Here is a 20,583-nt window from a genome sequence, read left to right on the forward strand (position 1 = left end):
CGGTGTCGACTTGCTTCGGCGCAGGCTTTCCGGTTCTTCCGTATCCATGACAAATCAGGAATATCTCCATCTGGCGGATGCCTGTCTCGATCGAGTGGCCAACTGGTTGGAAGGTTTGGACCCCGAAGAGGTCGATTATTCGACCACGGACGGGATGGTTTCCCTCGATTTTCCGGACGGGAAGAAATTTGTTCTGAATCGCCAGTCGGGGAACTCCCAGATGTGGTTGGCCGCGGGCGTTCGCGCCTGGCACTATAATTGGTCTCCCGAAAGCCAAGCTTGGTTGGACGACAAGGATCAGCACGAACTTTATGCTCGCATCGCTGAAGTTGTCGGGGAAAAAATCGGCCGGACAGTCACTCTCTAGGGTTCCGGGAGCCGCCTATGCCATTTTCTGACAGCTATGCTCCAGCCCCGGCGTGGCAGAGCCTCGGCGAAGGCTTTTCCGATGAAGTCGCCCCCGCCGAATTCCCTGAACATCGCCTTCGCTTTCGGCATCAGGAATGGGCATCGGCCATTGGCTTGGGTGACCTCACGCCCGATGAGTGGACGAATCATTTTGCCAAGTTCCAACCGCTGCCCGAGAATCTCCTCAAACCAGCTGCCGTGCGCTATCATGGTCATCAGTTTCGCTCCTACAATCCCGACTTGGGCGATGGGCGCGGCTTTATCTTTGCCCAATTGCGCGACGGCGAGGGTCGACTTCTCGATCTCGCAACCAAAGGGAGTGGACAGACCCCGTGGTCGAGGCAGGGGGATGGACGCCTGACACTCAAGGGAGGCGTCCGGGAGGTGCTGGCGACCGAGATGCTCGAGGCTCTGGGCGTCTATACATCCAAGAGCATTTCTCTTTTTGAAACAGGCGAGTCCTTGTGGCGCGGTGATGAGCCCTCGCCGACACGTTCGGCGGTTCTGGTTCGTCTCGGACATTCGCATGTGCGATTTGGGTGTTTTCAGCGATTGGCCGCTTTACAGGAAAAAGAAAAACTCGCCCAATTGCTGGACTATGCCATTGCGCATTACGCCCCCGAGACCGCGGCATCACCGGATGCGCCGTCAGCTTTCTTGCGCGTCGTTGTGGAGCGCAGCGCGCGACTTTGCGCGTCCTGGATGGCCGCGGGATTTGTTCATGGGGTTTTGAACACGGACAATATGAACGTGACAGGCGAAAGCTTCGATTATGGTCCGTGGCGCTTTGTACCCACCTATGAAATGGGATTCACCGCGGCATATTTCGATCATCAGGGTCTCTACGCCTACGGGCGCCAGCCGGATGCGGTTTTCTGGAATCTGCAGAGGTTGGCCGAAACCCTGATCGATCTATCTGCAGAGGAGCCCATACGTAAAGCACTGGATTCTTTTGCCGAGACTTTTTTCCGCGCCTATCGCGAAGCGATGCTGCGCCGCCTGGGACTCCGGGCTTGCGGAGACGATCGGGATGCGGACATCCTCTCTTTGCTGCGGGCCTTCCTGGAGAAGAGTGGCGTCGGCTACGAGAATTTTCTCTTCGATTGGTGGGGTGGAGAGGCGAGCGCAGGCCGGGCTGCGGCGGGTCCATCGGCCGAGTTTTATGAACACTCGACTTTTGCCCCCCTGCGGCAATCATTGGGGACCTTCGAGCCTCTAGATGCGGGACGGCTGAGCGATGACTATTTTGCGGCAACCCGTCCTTGCACGATGCTGGTCGAGGAAGTCGAGTCGTTGTGGGATCCGATCGCCGAAAACGACGATTGGACCGGCTTCGACACGAAAGTAGCCGAGATCCGAAGGATGGGTGCCATCCTGCAGCTCGGGAATCCTTCGGAGGGAGTGGCGACCGAATGACTGGTCGCCGCCTCGGAGCTGGCTCCCGAACGATATATGCTCTCGGCGATACCAGCACCAACACCGCGCTGACGGCGCTGACGATGATCTACGCGACGTTTTTTCTGACCCAGGTGGCCGGGCTCAGGCCGGTTCTGGCCGGCGCGGTCCCGCTTGTAGGGCGATTTGTCGACGCGATCAGCGACCCTCTGATCGGACGCCTTTCTGACCGAACCAATTTCGGCGGCGCGCGCCGCCGTCCCTATTTCCTGATCGGAGCGATTCCGTTCGGCCTCAGTTTCGCGATGCTCTGGATCGTTCCTGATGTCGAAAGTCAGCTCACTTTATTTCTTATTATTCGTTCATGTATTCCTTGGTCAGCATCACCTCGACCGTCTGCTCGGTCCCTTATCTTGCTTTGATTCCCGAGATGGCAACGGATTACGACGATCGTACGTCCCTCAATACCTATCGTTCTGTAGGCGCGACCGTGGGCATTTTTTGCGCCATAGGCATGCGGGGGTTTGCCGACTCGCTTGGCGGAGGACCTGAGGGCTGGGGGCTGGCTGCGGCGATCTACGGGGGCGGTTTGGCACTCCCCTGGTTTTGGGTCTACCGCGTCAGCTTCGAGCGACCGGAGTTCCGACGCGAGGAGGTTCAATCGCCGCCTTTGATCACCAGTCTGCTGTCGGCCTTGCGCAACCGGACGTTCGCTCGGCTGGTGTCCCTCTATGTCTGTGGTCGTCTGGCCATGGATCTCGTCGGGGCGATGCTGATCCTCTACTTTACATATTGGCTGGGTCGTACCGAGGATTTTGAGGTCGCAATGCTGGTATTCCTGCTGGCGGCGGTGTTCGGGCTTCCCTTCTGGTTCTGGGTCAGCAAGCGAGTCGATAAAAAGCGCACCTTCATGATGGGGGCGCTACTTTGGACGACGACGCAATTATCATTGTTCCTCGTGTCGCCGGATTGGCCCCGTTGGGTAGGCTTTGCCGGCATTCTTTTCGCCGGCTTTGGTTTTGCGGCGGTCGATATCATGCCCTGGTCGATGGTCGGAGATGTCATCGACGAAGATGACCTGGAAACTGGCGAGCGGCGCGAGGGGCTCTATAATGGACTCCTGATGTTCCTTCGTAAATTGGCAGGTGCGGTGGCTGTGTTTCTGGCACTCGCGCTGCTGGATTTCGCCGGCTTTCAAGATGGCCAGGAACAATCCCCCTCGGTACTTCTGATGATTCGACTATTGGCCAGTCTCGGTCCGGCGCTTTTCCTTTTTCTCGGCTTTCTCGCTGCGATCCGGTACCCGCTCACACGAGAGCGGCATGCGGAAGTTCTGGCCGCGCTCGAGTCGCGTGTCGGAAGGCAGTGAGATGAACCTTTCGCCGAGCCAGCAAAGGTTTGCTCGTTTCGCCTGGGGAACTCTCTGGGCGACAGTGTTGGTCATCTTGTGGGGCGCGGTTGTGCGCGCGACCGGGTCGGGTGCTGGATGCGGAAGTCATTGGCCGCTCTGCAACGGAGAGGTCGTGCCGCTCTCCCCGGGTTGGGAAACCCTGATCGAGTTTGGGCACCGAGCGACCAGTGGAGTCGACCTCCTTCTGGTTGTCGGGCTGGTTTGGGGCGCGCGCCGCGTTTATCCGGCGGGCTCACCAGTGCGCGGCGCGGCATGGGCATCTCTGGTGGTGATGCTGCTTGAAGCCCTGCTGGGCGCCGGATTGGTTCTTCTGGAATACGTGGCTGACAACAAGGAATTGGCGCGCGGCTGGTGGGTAGGTGGCCACCTTCTCAACACCTACGTCCTGCTGCTGGTTTTGACGTGGACTGCCTATCTGGCTTCAGGCGGGAAATCATTCAGCTTCCGCAGCCGTCTGGGGCTCCGTCTGGGTTTTGTTCTGTTCTGGGTGGCCGCACTTGGCATGACGGGAGCGCTGACGGCTCTCGGCGACACGCTTTTCCCGGCCGAGGACCTCGCTTCAGGGACAGCGATGACCTTCTCGCCGGATTCCCACCTTTTTGTGCGCTTGCGGGTCTGGCATCCGATCATGGCACTGGCCACCGGCGTTCTGCTCCTCGCGACGATCTGGCCCACGACCATGGCGGTGAATACACCCCGCGCATCTCGCTGGGCTTCTTACCTGCTGGCGCTTTTTTTCGGCCAGATGGCACTGGGGCTTTTGAACCTATGGCTGCTTGCTCCGGTATGGCTGCAGGTGATTCACCTTCTCATGGCGGATCTGATCTGGATTGTGCTGATTCTGTTTGCCGCCGAAGCATTGTCGCGGCAGGTACCTCAACCCGCGGCTCAGCCCGCGTCCTGAGGGCCGACCAGGCTCTCGAGTGCCGAGCGCATGCGTTCGGTGGCTGCATGTCCCTCCATGATGGCCTCGCGCGCATGGTCGAAATCGAGCAGCCGTATTCCTTCGAGGCGCGGTTCGATCAGGATGTCAGCGGGGTCACCGGCCATGCGGCTTCGGGTAACGCGATCCTGCATGATGTTGATCGAGCCGGCGATTACATCGAAAAAACTCGGAGCCTTTTCCTTCTCCGACGATCGCGGAGAGAGGAAGAAACGAGCCGGGCCCTCGATTCGATCGCGCAGGGCGGGTGGGAGTCGTGCAAGCGTATCCTCGAGCGCGAGCGGATCGTCGCCAAAGAAGGAAGCCGGTTGGGTCAGCTGGGTATTGCGGTTGGCGAGGTCACCACTGAGGTTGACGCCAATGACCTGATCCGCGCCGAGTGCTCGACATACCGAAATAGGGACCGGGTTGACGAGACCGCCATCAACCAACCAGGCGCCATCATAGGAGAAAGGGGAGAACAGGCCGGGCACCGAGATGGATGCCCGCACGGCGTCGTGCAGCGATCCATCCTGCAGCCAGATCTCGCGCCCTGTTTCGAAGTCGGTTGCCACTGCGGTAAAGGCCTTGGGAAGTTCTTCTATTTCTACGTCCCTGGCAATTCGACGAAACGCATCGAAGAGGCGCGAACCCGAGATCACACCACCCCGGGCTGGTGCAATGTCCATCATGCGAACCACGTCGAGTTTGCCAATCGATCGTGCCCACGTTTCCAATGCATCCAATTGTCCGGAAACGTAGGAGCCGCCGACGAGCGCGCCGGCCGAGGTGCCCACCACGATATCGGGAGAAATGCCCATCTCGTGCAGGGCCCGCAGGACTCCTATATGAGCCCATCCGCGAGCGGAGCCGCTGCCCAGAGCGATGCCCAGACGCATTCTCTTGCGATGTTTCGATCGAGAGCCTGAAAGTTTATCGTTTGCAGCCATAGGCGCGCGTCCCCAGAATGCCTTCAGGGCGGGGGGCGATGCAACGAAGTTCGTCGATTTATGATACTTCTGTAACCATGGAGCCGCTGGATATCCTGCTGGGCCTTGCCGGCTTTGGTGCTTTTTTTGCTGTGCTCGAGCGACTGCAGCCAGCGGTCGCGGGCCAGCGCGGTTTTCGGAAAGGCTTTCGAACCGATGCGATCTACTGGTTTTTCACGCCTCTGGTGACCAAGCCGCTGACCTCTGTCGTGATCGGATGCTGCGTTGTGGTTGCCGCTCTGGCTGCGGGAGTGCACCCCTCTGCCGAGCATCTCGAGGCCTTCCTGAACTCCCGCGGGTTCGTCGATACTCTACCCGTATGGCTTCAGGTTCTTTCCTTTTTCCTGCTGGCCGATCTTCTCGGTTATCTCGCGCACCGGCTGCTGCATGCGCCAGGACTCTGGCCGATCCATGCGGTCCATCATTCCTCAGAGGATGTGGACTGGTTATCAGCCGTGCGCGTGCACCCGCTGAACGATCTTTTTGCCCGTCTTTTGCAGGCTGTTCCTCTGGTGCTGTTCGGGTTCAGCCCGCTCTTGCTCGCGGCATGGGTGCCACTGCTGGTCTTCTACTCGCTGCTCCAGCATGCCAACGTTCCGTGGACTTTCGGCCCGCTGCGTTACGTTCTGGTGAGTCCGGCTTTCCATCGTTGGCATCATGCGGTGGCGGATGGGGAGGCCTGTAACTTCGCCTCGATCTTCCCGCTCTGGGATCTTCTTTTTGGCACTTTCTATCTGCCGGAAGGCAAGGGCCCACCAGCCTACGGGACGCCCGAGGAGGCCGTGCCGGAGGGACTGCTGGGCCAGATGGTCTTTCCCTTCCGTCGCTGGCGCCGCGGAAGGGAAGAACGGTTGTGAAGCTGGCTCAGAACTGAGCCTGAATCTTGTCCCCGTTCTTCAGCTGGCATTCGCCGACGCCGCCACCGGGCATGCCTTCTTCCGGGTTCGCGAGTTGGAACCGGCAGCGCATGACGGCACCTTGATTGCCGAAGAGGGTGGAGATGACTTTGCCGCTGTAATTTTGCAGGAAGGTCGAGTAGCCGCCGCCACCCATCCACGGACCGCCATAGGGACCCCAATCTGACCAATAAGGTCCCCAACCGCCCCAGCCACCGAAGCCGGTGCCGAGAGTGTCCGCGGTGCTTGTGGATGTGATTTGCAGGTAGCGGCCGGTAAACAACTCGCCACTTGGAAGGGATACCGCCAGCTTGCCGGAGTTGTCGAAGGTATCTTCCTGCCACTCCATGGAAACGGGTTCGGTGCCGGTGCTGCCCGGGACTTCGAGGCGCCCCTTGATCGCGCCTTTCTGGGTGCACGCGACCAGGGTCAGGACGGCGATGGCGGCAAAAAGTGTGTGGCTCCATGTGCGGTACATTTCGACTCCTCTTGTTGTGTGGTTCCCTGCCGTAGTATGGCGTGGGTCAGGGACATGCAAATTCATCGGAAGATTTTGGTAGCCTGCTTGTTTTTGAGCGGATTTCTCGTGGGATGTGCGGGGGTGGTTTCCGGCCCCGCCGGTGGGTCGTCGTCGAACTCTGCGGCGGGGAAAGCCGATGCGCTCTCATGTGCCGTCGGGAAGGAAGTCCGGGTCGCGCTTCCGGCAAATCCGTCGACTGGATTTTCGTGGGGTTTGGCATCCAAGCCGGACCCCTCCATCCTCAAATCCGAGGGGGCGGATCTCGTTCCGGCGCCCTCCGCGACACCCGGGGCTGTTGGCACCGGCGGAGACGCGGTCTGGACGTTTCGCTGTCTGTCGCCGGGGACCACGACCTTCAGGCTCGTGTATCGCCGCGTCTGGGAAGTCGGTGTCCCCCCCGCGCAGAGCAAGCTCTACGAGGTCCGGGTCGAGCCATCCTTCTGAAGAGTTGTTTCCCGAGGCTTAGATGCGGATTCGGGCCCAGCGTCCGGAGCGAAAGCGCCAGGTCTTCAAGGCGGCACGGACGAAGTAGTCGCCGATCAGCGTCGCCCAGAGCCAGGGAAGGCTGAGGTCGAAGACGAAAACGACCAGCGCCGACAAGCCGAGCCGTACGACGTAGAACGCGACCACCACCGTCCACAGAGGGAAACGGGTGTCCCCCGCACCGCGCAAGGCTCCACCGAGGGTGAAATCGATCGCCATGAAGGGCTGCGAAATCCCCAACATATAGATAAACCAGACGGTGTTATTGATGACTTCCGGGTCGTCGACAAAGAGGCTGGCGATGCGTTCGGCAGAGACTGCAATGAGGATGCCCCCGGCGGTCATCAGCAAAACGGAAAGTCCGGTGGCAATCCAACCGGCGTTGGCCGATTCCTCCGGGCGTTTGGCGCCGAGGTTCTGACCGACCAGCGCGCTGGCGGCCGCACCGAAGCCAAAACCTGGCAGGAACGACAGCGACAGGATGCGGACTCCGATGAAATAGGCGGCGACGGCGGCTGTGCCGTAGCGCACGGCGAAGATCAGATAGACGAGGAACCCCACCTGCATCAAGGCTTGCTCCAGAGCCGCAGGATAGCCGATCCACAGGACTCGTTTGATGGTGGCTGTATGCAGTCGGAGATCACGCAAGCGCACGGAAACACGAAGACGGCCTGCCAGGGCCAAGGCGCTGGCGAGGCTGCCACCGACCGCGAAGGCAATGATGGTGGCGATGGCGGAGCCTTCCACACCCAGTGCCGGCGCATTCAGATTGCCGAAGATCAGAACCCAGTTCAGAAAGACGTTCAGGATGTTGATGACAATGCCGATCCATAGCGGGGTCCGGGTGTCGCCGGCCGCGCGTTGCGCCGCTCCGATGACAAAGACGGTCGCCGCAAAAGGAATCGACAGCATCACGATGCGGGTGTAGGAGGCGCCAAGGGTGGCCACACCCGGCTCTACGCCGAAGAGAGCGATGAGTGGGCCGGCGAAGAAAATGATGGGCGCGATAATCCCCAGTGCACCCAGAAGCCCGACCAGAATCGACTGCCCATGGACCAGTTCAGCTTCGTCGGGTTCGCCCGCCCCGATATGTCTGGCGACCAGTGCCATTGTGCCCGTGCCAACGGCCGTCATCGTGACCATCGCTGCGCTGACGATCTGACCACCTGTTCCTACCGCTGCCACGGCGGTCGCGCCAAGTTGGGCTACCATCAGCATATCGGCCAGACCCACCAGAGACTCCGAGAGCATCGCGATCGTGACCGGCCAGGCCAGAGCCCAAACAGAGCGCAGTCCGGTCGGTAGCGCTCCGGGCGCTCCATCCGCAGGCGAGCCTGAAGGACTCGCGCGGTCAGGGAGGGAAGATTCCGGCACAATCATGATGGAACGCCACAGGACCTCGAACCGCAACTCCGAGGCGCAAATCTAGGTGAGATCGCGGGTGCCGGGGAAGAGTTTCAGGACCTTTTTTCGATCGGTGTCCCGCCCGAGCTTGCCCAGCGCATCGGCGAGAGCCTCTCTCCAAAGATCGTTCTGGGCGTCACTGCCGCCGATCCGGGGGATTTCCCGGGCCGCCGGGAGCAAGGCCTCGACCACGCCTTCGGGATCGTCGTGGCCGGCAGCGACACTAGCGGCAAAGGCGGGTAGGCCCGCCTCACGCCAGACACTTCTCCGGAGGTCAGTTCCCTGCCTGGCCTCTCTTTCGAGGGCGCTTTGCAAGGTCTCGAGTTCAGCCGTTCGTCCAGCCCGCGCCAGCGCATAGCCCCGATGGGCGGTGACGAAGGGGCTCTGGGCCTCGTCGGCGGTATCCATGCAAGCCTCGGCGAGGGTCTCCCAACGCCTGGCGGGTACTGTTTCTCCCTGAAGTTCCATTCGCCAGAGCAGGGAGATGGCATCGGCCTGTTCTCCCTTGGACGTCGGCATATGACCCCAGACGTGGCTTTCGTAAAGTTCCCGGCAGCCCTCAGGGTCTCCGGCCTGAAGGCGCAGAACGGCCAAGTGCCATGCATTATGACCGTGAATGCTGGGCCCGGGGTTGTTCCACGTCGGGAGGAAATCTTCCTGCTCCTGCAGGCCGCGACCGAGGTCTCCGGTGACCAGCGCCAGATGCGATAGCGCATGGTGTGCCCACGGTGTGGCGAACCGTAGTTCGACGGCTTTCTCGCCGCACTGGCGGGCCTTGTCGTAGTTGCCGGAAAGCTCGTGTGCAAAGGCGTACATCGCCTGCAGGTCGGGGTCCGTAGAATTCGCGCCGATCAGGCGCTCCATATGGCTGAGGAAGCGCGCTGCCTGAAAATGCTGTCCGGTGAGATAGTAGTTGAATTCACACGCCTTGGCCGCGACGGTATCCCGCGGATATTTCCTGGTGATTTCCTCCAGAAGATCGATGGTTCCTTCGGGATCATTGACCTGCCAGCGGCGACAGGCCTCCAGTAGTGATTTTTCTCGGGCGTTGGCGTCCGCGATGGAGCCCTCGGCCCCTTGGATCCATTTTTCGGCTTCGATATTCCCGGCCCGCGTTCCGGCGTATAGCCAAAAGATGGCCGCGTAGAGTTGCAGCAGGGGGCATTGCGGGGCGGCCTCGGCCGCGTCCAGAATGCCCTCATTCCCGCCAGCCATCCGCATCAGGTGGTCGCGAAAACTGTGGACGGCCGCAATGGATGCGTCATCGGCGCCTGTGGTCGGAAGTCCGTGGCTGCACAGCATCGACTCGATACTTTCGGATGCTCAGATCGAAGGCAATGCCTGTGGCATCGCCAAGGCTTGCGACATCATTCGGTGTCGTAGGCCAGGTTCGGGCGCAGGGCGGATTCGATACGCCGTCGAGGGTCGCCCTTGCGACGCGCATAGTCTTCGATTTGGTCGATTTCGACGCGTCCAAGCTGGAAGTACTTTGCCTTGGGATGTCCGATGTAGATGCCGCTGACCGAAGCCGCCGGCGTCATTGCCCAGCTTTCCGTCAGAGCGAGGCCTGCCTGATCGGCCTGCAGCAGCTCGAATAATTTATCCTTCTCCGAGTGGTCCGGACACGCAGGGTATCCATAAGCGGGACGTATCCCGCGATACTTTTCTCCGACGAGATCCGCATGGCTCAGAACCGGACCAGTCTCATAGCCCCATTCGCGGCGCACTTGCTGATGGAGGTATTCGGCGAAGGCTTCGGCCAGACGATCGGCGAGCGCCTTGGCCATAATCGACTGATAGTCATCGCCTTCTTCTTCGAAGGAGCGCGCGAGGGCTTCGGCACCCAGCCCGGCGGTGACGGCGAAGGCCCCCATATGGTCCTGCAGTCCGGTCTCGATCGGTGCGACAAAATCGGAGAGTGCGAGGTAATTCTTCTGATTTTCGACCTTGGTCTCCTGCTGCCGCAGCATCGGGAAGCGATAGATTTCGCGCCCGCGATCATCTTCATCAAAAAGAACCACATCATCGCCATCGGAGGCGGCTGGCCAGAAACCATAGACCCCGCTCGCACGAAGAAGCTTTTCATCGAGGATACGTTGCAGCAGGACTTGCGCATTGTCGTAGAGGTCTCGCGCAGCCGCGCCCTTTTGGGGGTCCTCGAAAATGGCCGGGTATTTCCCGTTCAGTGCCCATGTCGAGAAGAAAAACGTCCAGTCGATATAATCGACGAGCGTTTCCAGAGGCAGGTCCTCGATGACTCGTCTGCCGAGAAAAGATGGTGTGCTGACGTCTTCCGCCCTCCACTCGATGTCGGCCTTGCGCAGGCGTGCCTGGTCAATCGAGACCAGCGGTGTCTTCCGCCGTTGCTCGTACATCTCTCGCAATTGCGCCTGTGTTTCGCGGTTCTTCAGCTCGTAGGCTTCGCGCCGGTCCTTGTTGAGCAAGCTGCTGATCACGCCTACGGTTCGCGATGCGTCGAGAACGTGCACGGTCGGTTGTTTGTAGCCCGGCGCTACCTTGACGGCGGTATGAGCACGACTGGTTGTGGCCCCGCCGATGAGCAGCGGTTGGCTGAAGTTGCGTCGCTCCATTTCGGCAGCCACATGGACCATCTCATCAAGCGATGGTGTGATCAGGCCGGAGAGTCCAACGATGTCAGCCCCGATCTCGTTTGCCCTGTCGAGGATTGTCTCGGCAGGCACCATCACGCCCATATCCTCGATCTGGTAGCCATTGCAGGCGAGCACGACTCCTACGATATTCTTTCCGATATCATGGACATCGCCTTTGACAGTGGCCAGCAGGACCTTGCCCTGGCTGGTGGCTTCACCGCTATCTTTTTCCGCGTCCATGAAGGGCTCGAGGTAGGCAACCGCCCTTTTCATCACACGCGCGCTTTTCACCACCTGCGGCAGGAACATCTGCCCGGACCCGAAGAGGTCGCCGACGATCTTCATGCCATCCATCAGCGGGCCTTCGATAACCAGCAGCGGGCGCTCGAGTTTTGCGCGGGCTTCTTCGGTATCCTCCTCGATAAAGTCGACGAGGCCTTTCACGAGGGCATGGGAGAGTCGTTCCTCGACCGGTGCTTCCCGCCACGTCAGGTCTTCGACTCGTTCGGTTCCCTTGCCATGGACCGTCTCGGCCAGCTTGACGAGGCGCTCGGTGGCATCCGGTCTACGGTTGAGGATGGCATCCTCGACGTGTTCGAGGAGCTCGGCCGGGATATCCTTGTAGACAGCCAGTTGGCCCGCATTGACGATGCCCATATCCATTCCGGCCCGCATGGCGTGGAAAAGAAAGGCAGAATGCATCGCCTCTCGGATGGTGTCGTTACCGCGGAAGGAAAAAGAGAGGTTGCTCACGCCGCCGGAGATATGAACGCCGGGGCAGCGGCGCTTGATCTGCCGAGTTGCCTCAATAAAGGCGACGGCGTAGTCGTCGTGCTCCTCGATGCCTGTGGCGATCGCGAGAATGTTCGGATCGAAGATGATGTCCTCGGGTTGGAAGCCGACGTGCTCGGTGAGAATTTTGTAGGCACGTTCGCAGATCGAGACCTTATGATCGGCATCGACCGCCTGTCCATTTTCGTCAAACGCCATGACGACGACGGCAGCACCATAACTGCGGACCTTTTTGGCGCTCGCAATGAAGGCCTCTTCGCCTTCTTTGAGCGAGATGGAATTGACGATGGATTTACCCTGAACACATTTCAGTCCCGCTTCGATCACTTCCCATTTCGAGCTGTCGATCATGATCGGGACGCGCGCGATCTCGGGTTCCGTGGCGACCAGATTGAGGAAATTGGTCATGGCTTCGGCGGAATCCAGAAGGTCCGCGTCCATATTGACGTCAATAATATTGGCCCCGCCGCGGACCTGATCGGCGGCGACTTCGAGAGCGGTTTCGAAATCGTTGGTGTTGATCAGCCTCTTGAAGCGCAACGAGCCCGTGACGTTGGTTCGCTCTCCGACCATCATGAATCCGGTTTCGGGTCGGATATCGAGTGCTTCCAAACCACTCAGGTGTGTAAGCCCGTCGCTCTTGGTCAGGCGGTGCGGCGCGAGTCCCTCCAGCGATTCGGCGATGGCCTTGATATGGGAGGGCTGCGTGCCGCAGCACCCTCCGGCAATATTCAACCACCCAGCTTCGCCGAAGCTTCGCACGGTTGAAGCCATCTTTTCGGGAGTTTCGTCGTATTCTCCCATGGCGTTGGGCAATCCTGCATTGGGATATACGCAGATATAGGTGGAGGATGTCGCCGCAATGGCCTCGACATAGGGCCGCATGAGATCGGCGCCAAGCGCGCAGTTCAGGCCGACCGTCAGCGGGTTGGCGTGAGCTACGGAGTGCCAGAAGGCCTCGATGGTCTGACCCGAGAGGGTGCGACCACTTTGGTCGGTGATCGTCGCCGAGAGCATCAAGGGGACTCGGGCACCCCGTTTTTCAAAGACGTCTTCGATTGCGCAGATCGCGGCTTTGATATTCAGCGTGTCGAAACTGGTTTCGGCCATCAGGATATCGACGCCGCCGTCGAGCAAGGCCTCTGCTTGGTCGATGTAGGCGTCGCGGAGCTGGTCGAATGTCACATCACGTTTGATGGCATTCTCGACATCCGGAGAAATCGACAGCGTCCGGTTGGTCGGGCCCATCGCGCCTACGACAAATCTCGGTCGTTCAGCCGTGGTGAATTCGTCGGCGACACGACGCGCGACACGAGCCGAAGCGACATTGATGTCCCGCACGGATGCCTCCAGGCCGTAGTCAGCCTGAGCGATCCAGGTGCCGCTGAACGAGTTGGTTCCGATCAGGTCGGCGCCGGCTTCGAGAAACTCCCGGTGGATCTTTTCGATGATATCCGGGCGAGTAATACAGAGCAGGTCATTATTGCCCTTGAGGTCATGGGAGTGGTCCCGGAACTCTTCGCCCCGAAAATCTTCTTCGGTGAGCGGGTAGGTCTGGATCATCGAGCCCATCGCACCGTCGTAGATGAGGATGCGCTCGTCGAGAATTTCCCTCAGAATTGTTTCAGTATCTCGCTCGGCCACGGATGGAACCCTTCCTCCGGGTTATTTCCCGGGCTCTCCCAATATAGCGAATTCGAGCGCGACTTCCATCGGTCGTATTTCTCCGTTCATGGGATGTTTTCAGGCGCCCAGAGAGGCATATACGGCGTCGATCAGAGATTCTGTCCGCGGCGATTGCCAGCGATCGCCCGGGCGGTTCATGAGGTATCCAAACGAGACGCCGCTGTCGGGATCGGCAAAGCCCAGCGAACCGCCGTAGCCGAAATGTCCGAAAGCCTGCGCGCTGGGGCCGATCGGGCGTTGCTTTTCCGGAAGTTGGAATCCGAGGCCGAATCGAGTGTTTCTCCCGAGAATACTGTCCATGCCCTCTGCCTGCGGCAGGCAGGCTTCGGCGAGAAGACTTTCGGGGAAGAGGCCGCCGCTGAGGGCTTCGGCATAGAGGCTCGCGACCCCGCGTGCGGTCCCGTGACCATTCGTGGACGGGATTTCGATCGAACGCCACCAACTGGAATTGACGACACCGATCCCGCTGAAAGCGGCCGGGTTACTGTAGGTTTTGCGGAGCATTTCCCGGTGTTCGGGTGGAGTGGTGGGTGGGACCAGGAAGCTCTCCATGATTTGGGGATCAATCGGTTGCGTGACGTCCCCGATGATATCGGCGCAGAGGCGATGCGCGAACATGGGCAGGCCCACGTGGAATTCTGCCTCGGCTGGCTGGCAGAGAACTTCTTGCAGGGCGCGTCGAAAAGAGGAAGCGCCGGCGGCCCGCCGTGCGATCTCCCCTGCAAGAAACCCGAAGGTGTTCACATGGTAGCCGTGCGCGTGACCGGGCTCCCACCAGGGCTCTTGCTGCGCCAGAGCTTCGGTCATCCCGGCCCAGTTGCCGAGATCGCTGTTTTCCAGAGGGGCGCGAATCGCCGGCAGGCCCGCTTGGTGGGAAAGGACCTCGCGGAGGGTAATCGACGCCTTACCGGCCGTGCCGAACTCCGGCCAGACATCGGCGACCTTCTGATCCAGCGCGAGACGTTGCTGGCCCACCAGTGCGAGAACCAGCAAGGAGGTGATCCCCTTGCCCACGGAATAGGCGTTGACGATGGTGGAGCCGGCCCACGGCTTGCGGCGCGCGGCGTCGCGCCAGCCACCCCAGAGATCGACGACGGTTCGACGGCCGACACAGACCGCGACACTGGCACCGATTTCGTCGTGAGCATCGAAGTTGTGAGCAAAGGCCGCCCGGACCCGTTCGAAGGCCGGATCGCAAAACCCTTCCGTGGTTTGGGTGGTGGTACCCATCGACCCGAAGGCTAACGGTTGGTAAGATGAAACCCCATGGTGCAGAAGAATTCCCCGCTGGCGAACGTTTCGGACCGCTCTTTTTACGTTTTTAACGCGGTGGTCTCCTCGGCCGCACTCTCGTTCCTGGCTTATATCCTGATTTTCCGGGAAGCCGGTCCTTCAGGACTCGACCTGAGTTTTTTACCGGCCGTGAATGCGAGCCTGAACGCAACGGCCGCGCTGCTGCTGACGGCCGGGTGGATCGCGATCCGGCGCCGCGAACTCCGTCTCCACAAGCGGCTGGTGGTCGCGGCCTTCGCCGCGTCAGCCCTCTTTCTGGTCTGTTACCTTGTTTATCATTGGTCCCATGGCGATACGCGCTATCAGGGCGAGGGTCTCCTGCGGGTCTTCTACTTCACCATTCTGATCAGCCACATTCTTCTCTCGGTGGTGGTCGTGCCCGGAGCTCTGGCGGCTTTCTTCTTCGCCTACAAGAGGGAATTCGACAAGCACAAGAAGGTCACCAAAATTCTGATGCCCGTCTGGTTGTACGTGTCGGTCACGGGGGTAGTGATTTACTTCATGCTCCGCGGGGCCTGAATTCGGAAAAGCGAATCGGCGCTAACTCGCGTTGTCTACATTGGTGGGGAGTCCCCGGGGTGCCAACAGGGAGGTTCCGGGGACTCACGCCAACCGATGATGGAGTTTAGAGGCTGCGTTTGTTGCGGCGCAGGTTGCGACGGCTGCCTTTGGGTTTGCTCGGTGGAATATTTCCCCCGCCAAAACCGCCGCCGAAATTATCATCACCGCCGCCGAAGCCGCCACCAAAGCCGCCGCCGAAGCCGCCGCTATTGTTGTTGTCGTAGCCGCCACCGCCGCCACCCGGGCCGCCACGTCCGCCGTAACCGCCGCCACCACCGGGACCGCCGCGTCCACCGCCGCCGCCGCCGCGACCAGCGTAACCGCCACCGCCACCGCCGCCGCCGGGTCCACCACGACCACCGTAGCCGCCGCCGGGTCCGCGAGCGCCCGAAGGAGGGCCGCCCGGTCCGGGTCCGCGTCGTCTTTCGTCAGCTTCGTTTACCCGCAGGTTGCGTCCGCCGAGTTCCAGGCCGTCGAACTTGGTGACGGCCTCGGATGCCGAAGAGGGTTCCGCGTATTCCACAAAGGCGAATCCGCGGGGACGTCCAGTCTCCCGATCCTTAGGAAGAAAGCAGTCTACGATCTGCCCCACTTCCGAGAAAACTTCTTCCAACTCCTCCTTCGTAGTGTCGAAGTTGAGGTTCCCCACAAACAATTTGGCGCCGATGATGTTCTCCTTCAAACAGGACGACCGCGGCATGCGCTCGCCCTTCCTCTTCGTCTGTTTCAGCTGAAACAGTTGTTTTCGCGTGTCTGATTGGCCCGGATTGGACCACGATAAAGATACGATTCTTTACCTGATTCGTAGCGCACCCAGCGGGTCTCTGCATCCCCCCCATTTTGCCTTCGCCAGCCCTCTCGGCGGCACGTCATGCGGGGGATTGGCAATCTTCGCTTTAATATGGCTGAATCAAGGCGGAGAAACGGCTCTGTTGTCAGGCAGAGTTTCGCGGGTTGGGAGATCCAAACACGCCAATCGAGGGGTTTGAAATGAAAAAGTTGCTTATTTCTTTTGGTTTTTCGATCATCATCCTATGTGCGGGTGGTGATGTGGCCGAGGCGCAATCGGATTGCCGGGATACCTGTATGGATTCCAAGCAGGTATGTCGGGACAGCGCGCGCACCGCAGTCCGCGGATGTCGCATGACCTGTAAATCCGGGGATCCGGCCGAACGACGGGAGTGCCGTCGAACCTGTCGGGCAGCTCATAAAGAGTCTCGCTCGACTTGTCGGGGTGCGATTGAGCAATGCCACGATGCATGCGTAGCCGAGGTTGTCCTGCCTACCTTGCCGGAAGGATCCACTACGGGAATCGATCCGCATATCTGCGTCGCTGATTGCAAGCAGGATCTCCGCCAATGCTCGCGCCAGGTCCTTGAAGCCGGTCAGGAATGCAGCGTTGCCTGCTTCGAGTTGCGTCGCGAAGATGCGCGGGATTGCCGTGGGTCGGCCAACCCGCTGGCTTGTCTGCTCCACTCCTTTGGCGGCTTTGGACGATGTCTTTCCGGATGTGCTCAGGACACTCATGCCGCGGGACGTGCTTGTTTGGACGCCTTCCAAGATTGCCGCGGCGATTGTGAAAACCCCAATCCCTATGGTTCGGCCAGCCAGGCTTTCTTCCGGCAGCCGATGGGTTTGCTGGACTGAAAACCTTGCGATCGGAAGTTCTTTCTCGAGGAGAAGCAGGGCGGGCCATGATGAAATGGCCCGCCCTTTTTCTTTGCTGCGGGCCGCGGTAGAAGGTCGGCATCATGGACTATCTGGATGTCGAAGAGGCGCGGTCGCGTCGAGAACCGATGCTGGTACTGACCGAGGGTGTCGCCGGGCCATGGGGAGAGGCGGCCAAGGCGATCCTGAATTGGAAGGGCATTGCGTGGACGGCAGTGCGCCAGACAGCGGCGGCACCCAATGAAGCCCTCACGGCGTGGACCGGGCAGAATAGCGCCCCAGTTCTGGTATACCCTGATGAGGCGCCGCATCTGACCTTGCGGCAAATTCTTTTTGCCGCCGAACGTCGAGCGCCGGATAAGCCATTGCTGCCCACCGACTTTGAGCAGCGGGCCCAGTTGCTCGGGCTTTGCGGCGAACTTCATCTCGAGATGGGGTTGGGCTGGTGTCGCCGGTTGATGATGCTCGATACCTTTCTCGGGGGAAAGCTTACGGGCGATCCAGCGATGGAGGGTTTGGAGCGCCTCGCTCTCAAATATGGATATTTTCCCGATTGCCTGCCGATGGCACGCCAACGAGTGATCGAGATTTTACGAGCCCTCTCGGCCCGCAGAATTGATCAGGAAGCTGCGGGCTCGGCCTGGCTTTTTGGTGATTCGCTGACGGCGTTGGATTTGATTTGGGCGACTTTTTCAAATCTCGTACAGCCTCTCGATCATGAGGATTGCCCGATGCCGGATCACCAGAGGATGGCCTACGCGCACGGGGATGAGGAGATCCTTGCCGCGATGGCCCCGGCCCTGTTGGAGCATCGGGATCGGGTTTTGCGAGAAGTCGTCGGACTGCCTCTCCAGTTTTAACGAGGCAATCGGACCCGAAAGGAGGCGCCACCTTCGGGGGAACTGCCCGCCGTCAATTCCCCGGAATGACTCTGCACGGCTCCGTAGGCAATGCTCAAGCCGAGTCCCGTGCCTTCCCCGATATCCTTGGTTGTGACAAAGGGCTCGAAGATCTTTTCGGCGACTTCAGGGTCGATGCCCGTTCCATTATCTTCGATCGAGATTTGGATTTGTCCGGAATCGACGTCTTCGATGCTGAGTCGGATGCGGGGCTCGGGTATGTCGCGCACGGCATCCAGCGCATTCGTGATCAGGTTGATCCAGACTTGCCCGAGGGCAGCTGAATCAGCCTCGATCTCGGCAACTTCGGCGAAGCTGGTTTCGAGAGTCACATTTTGCTCGCGGATTCTCGGGTCGAGCATTCGGAGGGCCGAGGCGAGACTTTCGGCAATCGACGTCGGTGCACGATCGCCACGGTCTTTCCGAATGAAAATCTTCAACTCGCTCACGGTTCGCTCGATCCGTTCGGCGCCCTCATTGCAGATGCGAAGAAGTTCGGGAGTTTCGCGGAGAAGGTCTTCCAGGTTTCGACCGGAGCTCGCTCTTGCGAGGCGGTCCTGAAGCGTTTCATCCGTGATCGGGATTTCCTTGTAGACGGTGAAGACCTCGCGCAAGACCTCGAGAAATTCGGTGAGAATCTGCAAGCTGCCGCGGACAAAGCTGGCCGGGTTGTTGAGCTCATGAGCGATTCCGGCAACGAATTCGCCGAGCGAGCTCAGTTTTTCGGACTGAACCAGTTGGGCCTGCGCCTGCTTGAGTTCATCGTAAGCGCCCGCCAACTGCGTGGTCCGTTCCTGGACTTTGAAGTCGAGGTCGCGGTTGAGCAGTTCCAGTTCTTCGTAGGAGCGCGCATTCTGAAGTGCGATAGCCGCCTGGTGGCTGAGTGTGCGCAGGAGAAGTATTTCTTCACTGGAGATTTCGCGGCCCGAACGTTTCGGACCCAACGCAAGCACGCCGATGCTTTCCCCACGCACGACGAGCGGGAAGGCGAGTCGCGCTTTCAATTTCTCGAGGGCGTCGGCCGCTTCGGGTGCCTTCTCGCGGACTGCGGGTATCAATCTTTCGGTGTCGAAGCTGGCGATTCCCTTCGCGAGATAATCGCAGGCGGCGCCCAGATCCGGCGAGCCGTCCTCGCAGCCGAGCGTGTCCTCTTCGGCCCGCATCTGCCAGAGAGTTCCGCCTTCGTCGTTCCCGAGGAAAAGGCCTGCGGATTCCAGCTCGAGAGTTCGAGTGGCCAGAGACGCCACGCCCTCGACGATTTCTTGCCGATCGAGCATGGTGGTCAGCTCTTCGCTCAGCGAGGAGATCGTTTGTCGATCATCGATCGAGCTGCGGAAGAATGCTCGATCGATGGTGATCTGGACTCCTCGACGGAGCGGATCAAATAGAAAGGCGAGGAGCAGCACGAAGACTCCGGCGGTAATCTCCTGGCGTCCTGCGATCGTCGTCGGGAGCAGCCGTGCCGGGAGGAGGATAGCGAGCGCATAGCCACCCAGAATGATCGTGCTCATCAGGCCGTAAACAAAGCTCTGGCGGATTACCCGATCGATGCCGAAGAGTTCATGACGGGTGATCGAATAACCAACGCTGCCGTAGAATATCAGAGTAGCGACAAGCGGTAATTGAATGGGAATATTGCCCCCCGCGATCGCATTATTGAGGAAGGCAAAGAGCATGGCTGTGGTCCCGAGAACCAGGCCTGGTAGCAATGCGGCAATGCGGGCACGGACCATCCGTTCTGCGTTCTCGAACCAGGCCCAGACCATGAAGGTAATGAAGAGAAAAATGCTTGCGGCGGTATAGATGTAGGTGAGTCGCAGCGGGGTCAAATTCGGCGGGTCACTGAAATACCCTGCCAGGCCGGCCACGATCAGCAGAAAGCTGGGGAGATAGGGGAGGGCGTAGCGGCGCCGGCGGTGCGGCCCGCGATAGCGATCGACGGGGAAGACCATGGCCAGATGAATGAAGGTGGCTGGAAAGAGGCTCTCCATGGCGAGGCAAAGCGAACTTAACCAGACACTATCGGCCTGATGCAGAAAGACTCCGGTGAGTGCGTAAATTCCGCCCGTGAAGGCCATCAGTTGGAAAACTCGGGCTTGATGGCTTGCCGGCTGCAGGGAGGCGACCAGCAACCCGACAAGGATCGTAATGACCCCGAAGCCCGAAGTGATGGCCCAGGTCTGCAGGTAGTCGCTCAGAGTCCAGGTGCGCGAGCGGATATTCTTTCCGAAAGTTTCCTCGCCCTTTCGGAACTCGTATCGGAACTTTGTCCCGACAGGCTGTTCGCGGACCAGCGCATAGATCTCGGCCCCGCTCCGCACGGGTTGTCCGTCTACCGACACGACTTGCGCATGGAAGAGCGCTGTCTTGTCGCGGGGCCAATCGACCCCGCTGACGCTTGGAACGACGGCACTGGCGCCGGCAAAGAAGCCCGGGAATGGCTTGTCGAGCCAGCCGACACCTCGGGAAATGGATAAGATAGCGATAGGGAGAGCGATCGCTACAAGAATCAGCGAGACGAGGTGGGGCCGAAGTTTCTCGGGAAGTGTTCGAGAATTCGTCATAGAGCCACCGCGGTTGAATTGGTTGGAAGCGCAGGGCAGGATCCCTCTCGCGCCATTCCGCCGATTCCCGTACAAGGACA

The 20,583-nt window shown here is 60.0% G+C and carries 18 protein-coding genes; 10 read left to right on the plus strand and 8 right to left on the minus strand.

All coding sequences use genetic code 11. The features are described from left to right. The first annotated feature begins 46 nt into the window (after positions 1–46). Genes cyaY through P8K07_17070 form a run of 5 tightly spaced genes read left to right on the plus strand, consistent with a single transcriptional unit; the run spans position 47 to position 4,118 of the window. Positions 47–367 (plus strand): iron donor protein CyaY, encoded by a 321-nt coding sequence (cyaY, locus tag P8K07_17050; GenBank protein MDG1960230.1) that lies wholly within the window; start codon positions 47–49, stop codon positions 365–367. 17 nt (positions 368–384) lie between these two features. Next, the gene (locus P8K07_17055; GenBank protein MDG1960231.1) at positions 385–1,824 is read left to right on the plus strand and encodes a YdiU family protein; all 1,440 of its coding nucleotides are present in this window, start codon (positions 385–387) and stop codon (positions 1,822–1,824) included. Next, positions 1,821–2,225: an MFS transporter gene (locus P8K07_17060; protein MDG1960232.1), complete on the plus strand. Its 405-nt coding sequence runs from the start codon at positions 1,821–1,823 to the stop codon at positions 2,223–2,225. Before P8K07_17055 ends, P8K07_17060 begins: the two co-directional genes overlap by 4 nt. Continuing rightward, positions 2,168–3,172 carry an MFS transporter gene (locus P8K07_17065; GenBank protein MDG1960233.1) on the plus strand — a complete coding sequence of 335 codons (1,005 nt, stop codon included), beginning with the start codon at positions 2,168–2,170 and terminating at the stop codon, positions 3,170–3,172. Before P8K07_17060 ends, P8K07_17065 begins: the two co-directional genes overlap by 58 nt. 1 nt (position 3,173) lies before the next feature. Beyond that, positions 3,174–4,118 (plus strand): COX15/CtaA family protein, encoded by a 945-nt coding sequence (locus tag P8K07_17070; protein ID MDG1960234.1) that lies wholly within the window; start codon positions 3,174–3,176, stop codon positions 4,116–4,118. On the opposite strand, the gene rssA is transcribed toward P8K07_17070, so the two are convergent. Then, positions 4,103–5,035: a patatin-like phospholipase RssA gene (gene rssA, locus P8K07_17075; GenBank protein ID MDG1960235.1), complete on the minus strand. Its 933-nt coding sequence runs from the start codon at positions 5,033–5,035 to the stop codon at positions 4,103–4,105. The genes P8K07_17070 and rssA overlap by 16 nt on opposite strands. 89 nt (positions 5,036–5,124) lie before the next feature. Between rssA and P8K07_17080 the strand changes: the two genes are divergently transcribed. After that, complete coding sequence (locus P8K07_17080; protein MDG1960236.1) at positions 5,125–5,982, plus strand: sterol desaturase family protein; 858 nt, start codon at positions 5,125–5,127, stop codon at positions 5,980–5,982. A gap of 7 nt (positions 5,983–5,989) precedes the next feature. Here the strand turns inward: P8K07_17080 and P8K07_17085 are convergent, their stop codons facing one another. Then, a complete protein-coding gene (locus P8K07_17085) occupies positions 5,990–6,499 on the minus strand; it encodes a hypothetical protein (protein MDG1960237.1) in 510 nt (169 codons plus the stop codon). A gap of 93 nt (positions 6,500–6,592) precedes the next feature. Here P8K07_17085 and P8K07_17090 point away from each other — a divergent pair, with 93 nt between their 5' ends. Continuing rightward, positions 6,593–6,985 (plus strand): protease inhibitor I42 family protein, encoded by a 393-nt coding sequence (locus P8K07_17090; protein MDG1960238.1) that lies wholly within the window; start codon positions 6,593–6,595, stop codon positions 6,983–6,985. A gap of 18 nt (positions 6,986–7,003) precedes the next feature. On the opposite strand, the gene P8K07_17095 is transcribed toward P8K07_17090, so the two are convergent. From P8K07_17095 to P8K07_17110, 4 genes are all read right to left on the minus strand, one after another. Further along, positions 7,004–8,404 (minus strand): MATE family efflux transporter, encoded by a 1,401-nt coding sequence (locus tag P8K07_17095; protein MDG1960239.1) that lies wholly within the window; start codon positions 8,402–8,404, stop codon positions 7,004–7,006. Positions 8,405–8,449: 45 nt separating this feature from the next. After that, complete coding sequence (locus tag P8K07_17100; protein MDG1960240.1) at positions 8,450–9,730, minus strand: hypothetical protein; 1,281 nt, start codon at positions 9,728–9,730, stop codon at positions 8,450–8,452. Positions 9,731–9,795: 65 nt separating this feature from the next. Further along, a complete protein-coding gene (metH, locus tag P8K07_17105; protein MDG1960241.1) occupies positions 9,796–13,476 on the minus strand; it encodes a methionine synthase in 3,681 nt (1,226 codons plus the stop codon). Positions 13,477–13,575: 99 nt separating this feature from the next. Next, the gene (locus P8K07_17110; protein MDG1960242.1) at positions 13,576–14,748 is read right to left on the minus strand and encodes a serine hydrolase; all 1,173 of its coding nucleotides are present in this window, start codon (positions 14,746–14,748) and stop codon (positions 13,576–13,578) included. Between the two features lie 36 nt (positions 14,749–14,784). Here P8K07_17110 and P8K07_17115 point away from each other — a divergent pair, with 36 nt between their 5' ends. Then, entirely contained in the window at positions 14,785–15,330 is a 546-nt protein-coding gene (locus P8K07_17115; protein MDG1960243.1) for a DUF420 domain-containing protein, read from the plus strand. 106 nt (positions 15,331–15,436) lie between these two features. Here P8K07_17115 and P8K07_17120 read toward each other — a convergent pair whose 3' ends face one another. Further along, entirely contained in the window at positions 15,437–16,072 is a 636-nt protein-coding gene (locus P8K07_17120; GenBank protein ID MDG1960244.1) for an RNA-binding protein, read from the minus strand. Between the two features lie 290 nt (positions 16,073–16,362). Here P8K07_17120 and P8K07_17125 point away from each other — a divergent pair, with 290 nt between their 5' ends. Beyond that, entirely contained in the window at positions 16,363–17,019 is a 657-nt protein-coding gene (locus P8K07_17125) for a hypothetical protein (GenBank protein MDG1960245.1), read from the plus strand. A 104-nt stretch (positions 17,020–17,123) separates the two neighbouring features. Then, positions 17,124–17,900 carry a hypothetical protein gene (locus tag P8K07_17130; GenBank protein ID MDG1960246.1) on the plus strand — a complete coding sequence of 259 codons (777 nt, stop codon included), beginning with the start codon at positions 17,124–17,126 and terminating at the stop codon, positions 17,898–17,900. On the opposite strand, the gene P8K07_17135 is transcribed toward P8K07_17130, so the two are convergent. After that, entirely contained in the window at positions 17,897–20,503 is a 2,607-nt protein-coding gene (locus P8K07_17135) for an ATP-binding protein (GenBank protein MDG1960247.1), read from the minus strand. The two genes, P8K07_17130 and P8K07_17135, sit on opposite strands and share 4 nt — an antisense overlap. Positions 20,504–20,583 lie beyond the last annotated feature (80 nt).

The sequence above is a fragment of the Candidatus Binatia bacterium genome (assembly GCA_029248525.1).
Classification (GTDB): Bacteria; Desulfobacterota; Binatia; order UBA12015; family UBA12015; genus UBA12015.

Bases quoted from the DNA above. Each gene is read 5' to 3' on its own strand.
- P8K07_17060 (MDG1960232.1), top strand. From the start codon at position 1,821: ATGACTGGTCGCCGCCTCGGAGCTGGCTCCCGAACGATATATGCTCTC.
- P8K07_17070 (MDG1960234.1), top strand. From the start codon at position 3,174: ATGAACCTTTCGCCGAGCCAGCAAAGGTTTGCTCGTTTCGCCTGGGGA.
- P8K07_17065 (MDG1960233.1), top strand. From the start codon at position 2,168: ATGTATTCCTTGGTCAGCATCACCTCGACCGTCTGCTCGGTCCCTTAT.
- P8K07_17130 (MDG1960246.1), top strand. From the start codon at position 17,124: ATGGACTATCTGGATGTCGAAGAGGCGCGGTCGCGTCGAGAACCGATG.
- P8K07_17125 (MDG1960245.1), top strand. From the start codon at position 16,363: ATGAAAAAGTTGCTTATTTCTTTTGGTTTTTCGATCATCATCCTATGT.
- cyaY (MDG1960230.1), top strand. From the start codon at position 47: ATGACAAATCAGGAATATCTCCATCTGGCGGATGCCTGTCTCGATCGA.
- P8K07_17115 (MDG1960243.1), top strand. From the start codon at position 14,785: ATGGTGCAGAAGAATTCCCCGCTGGCGAACGTTTCGGACCGCTCTTTT.
- P8K07_17110 (MDG1960242.1), bottom strand. From the start codon at position 14,748: ATGGGTACCACCACCCAAACCACGGAAGGGTTTTGCGATCCGGCCTTC.
- P8K07_17100 (MDG1960240.1), bottom strand. From the start codon at position 9,730: ATGCTGTGCAGCCACGGACTTCCGACCACAGGCGCCGATGACGCATCC.
- P8K07_17095 (MDG1960239.1), bottom strand. From the start codon at position 8,404: ATGATTGTGCCGGAATCTTCCCTCCCTGACCGCGCGAGTCCTTCAGGC.
- P8K07_17055 (MDG1960231.1), top strand. From the start codon at position 385: ATGCCATTTTCTGACAGCTATGCTCCAGCCCCGGCGTGGCAGAGCCTC.
- P8K07_17120 (MDG1960244.1), bottom strand. From the start codon at position 16,072: ATGCCGCGGTCGTCCTGTTTGAAGGAGAACATCATCGGCGCCAAATTG.
- P8K07_17080 (MDG1960236.1), top strand. From the start codon at position 5,125: ATGCAACGAAGTTCGTCGATTTATGATACTTCTGTAACCATGGAGCCG.
- P8K07_17085 (MDG1960237.1), bottom strand. From the start codon at position 6,499: ATGTACCGCACATGGAGCCACACACTTTTTGCCGCCATCGCCGTCCTG.
- P8K07_17135 (MDG1960247.1), bottom strand. From the start codon at position 20,503: ATGACGAATTCTCGAACACTTCCCGAGAAACTTCGGCCCCACCTCGTC.
- rssA (MDG1960235.1), bottom strand. From the start codon at position 5,035: ATGCGTCTGGGCATCGCTCTGGGCAGCGGCTCCGCTCGCGGATGGGCT.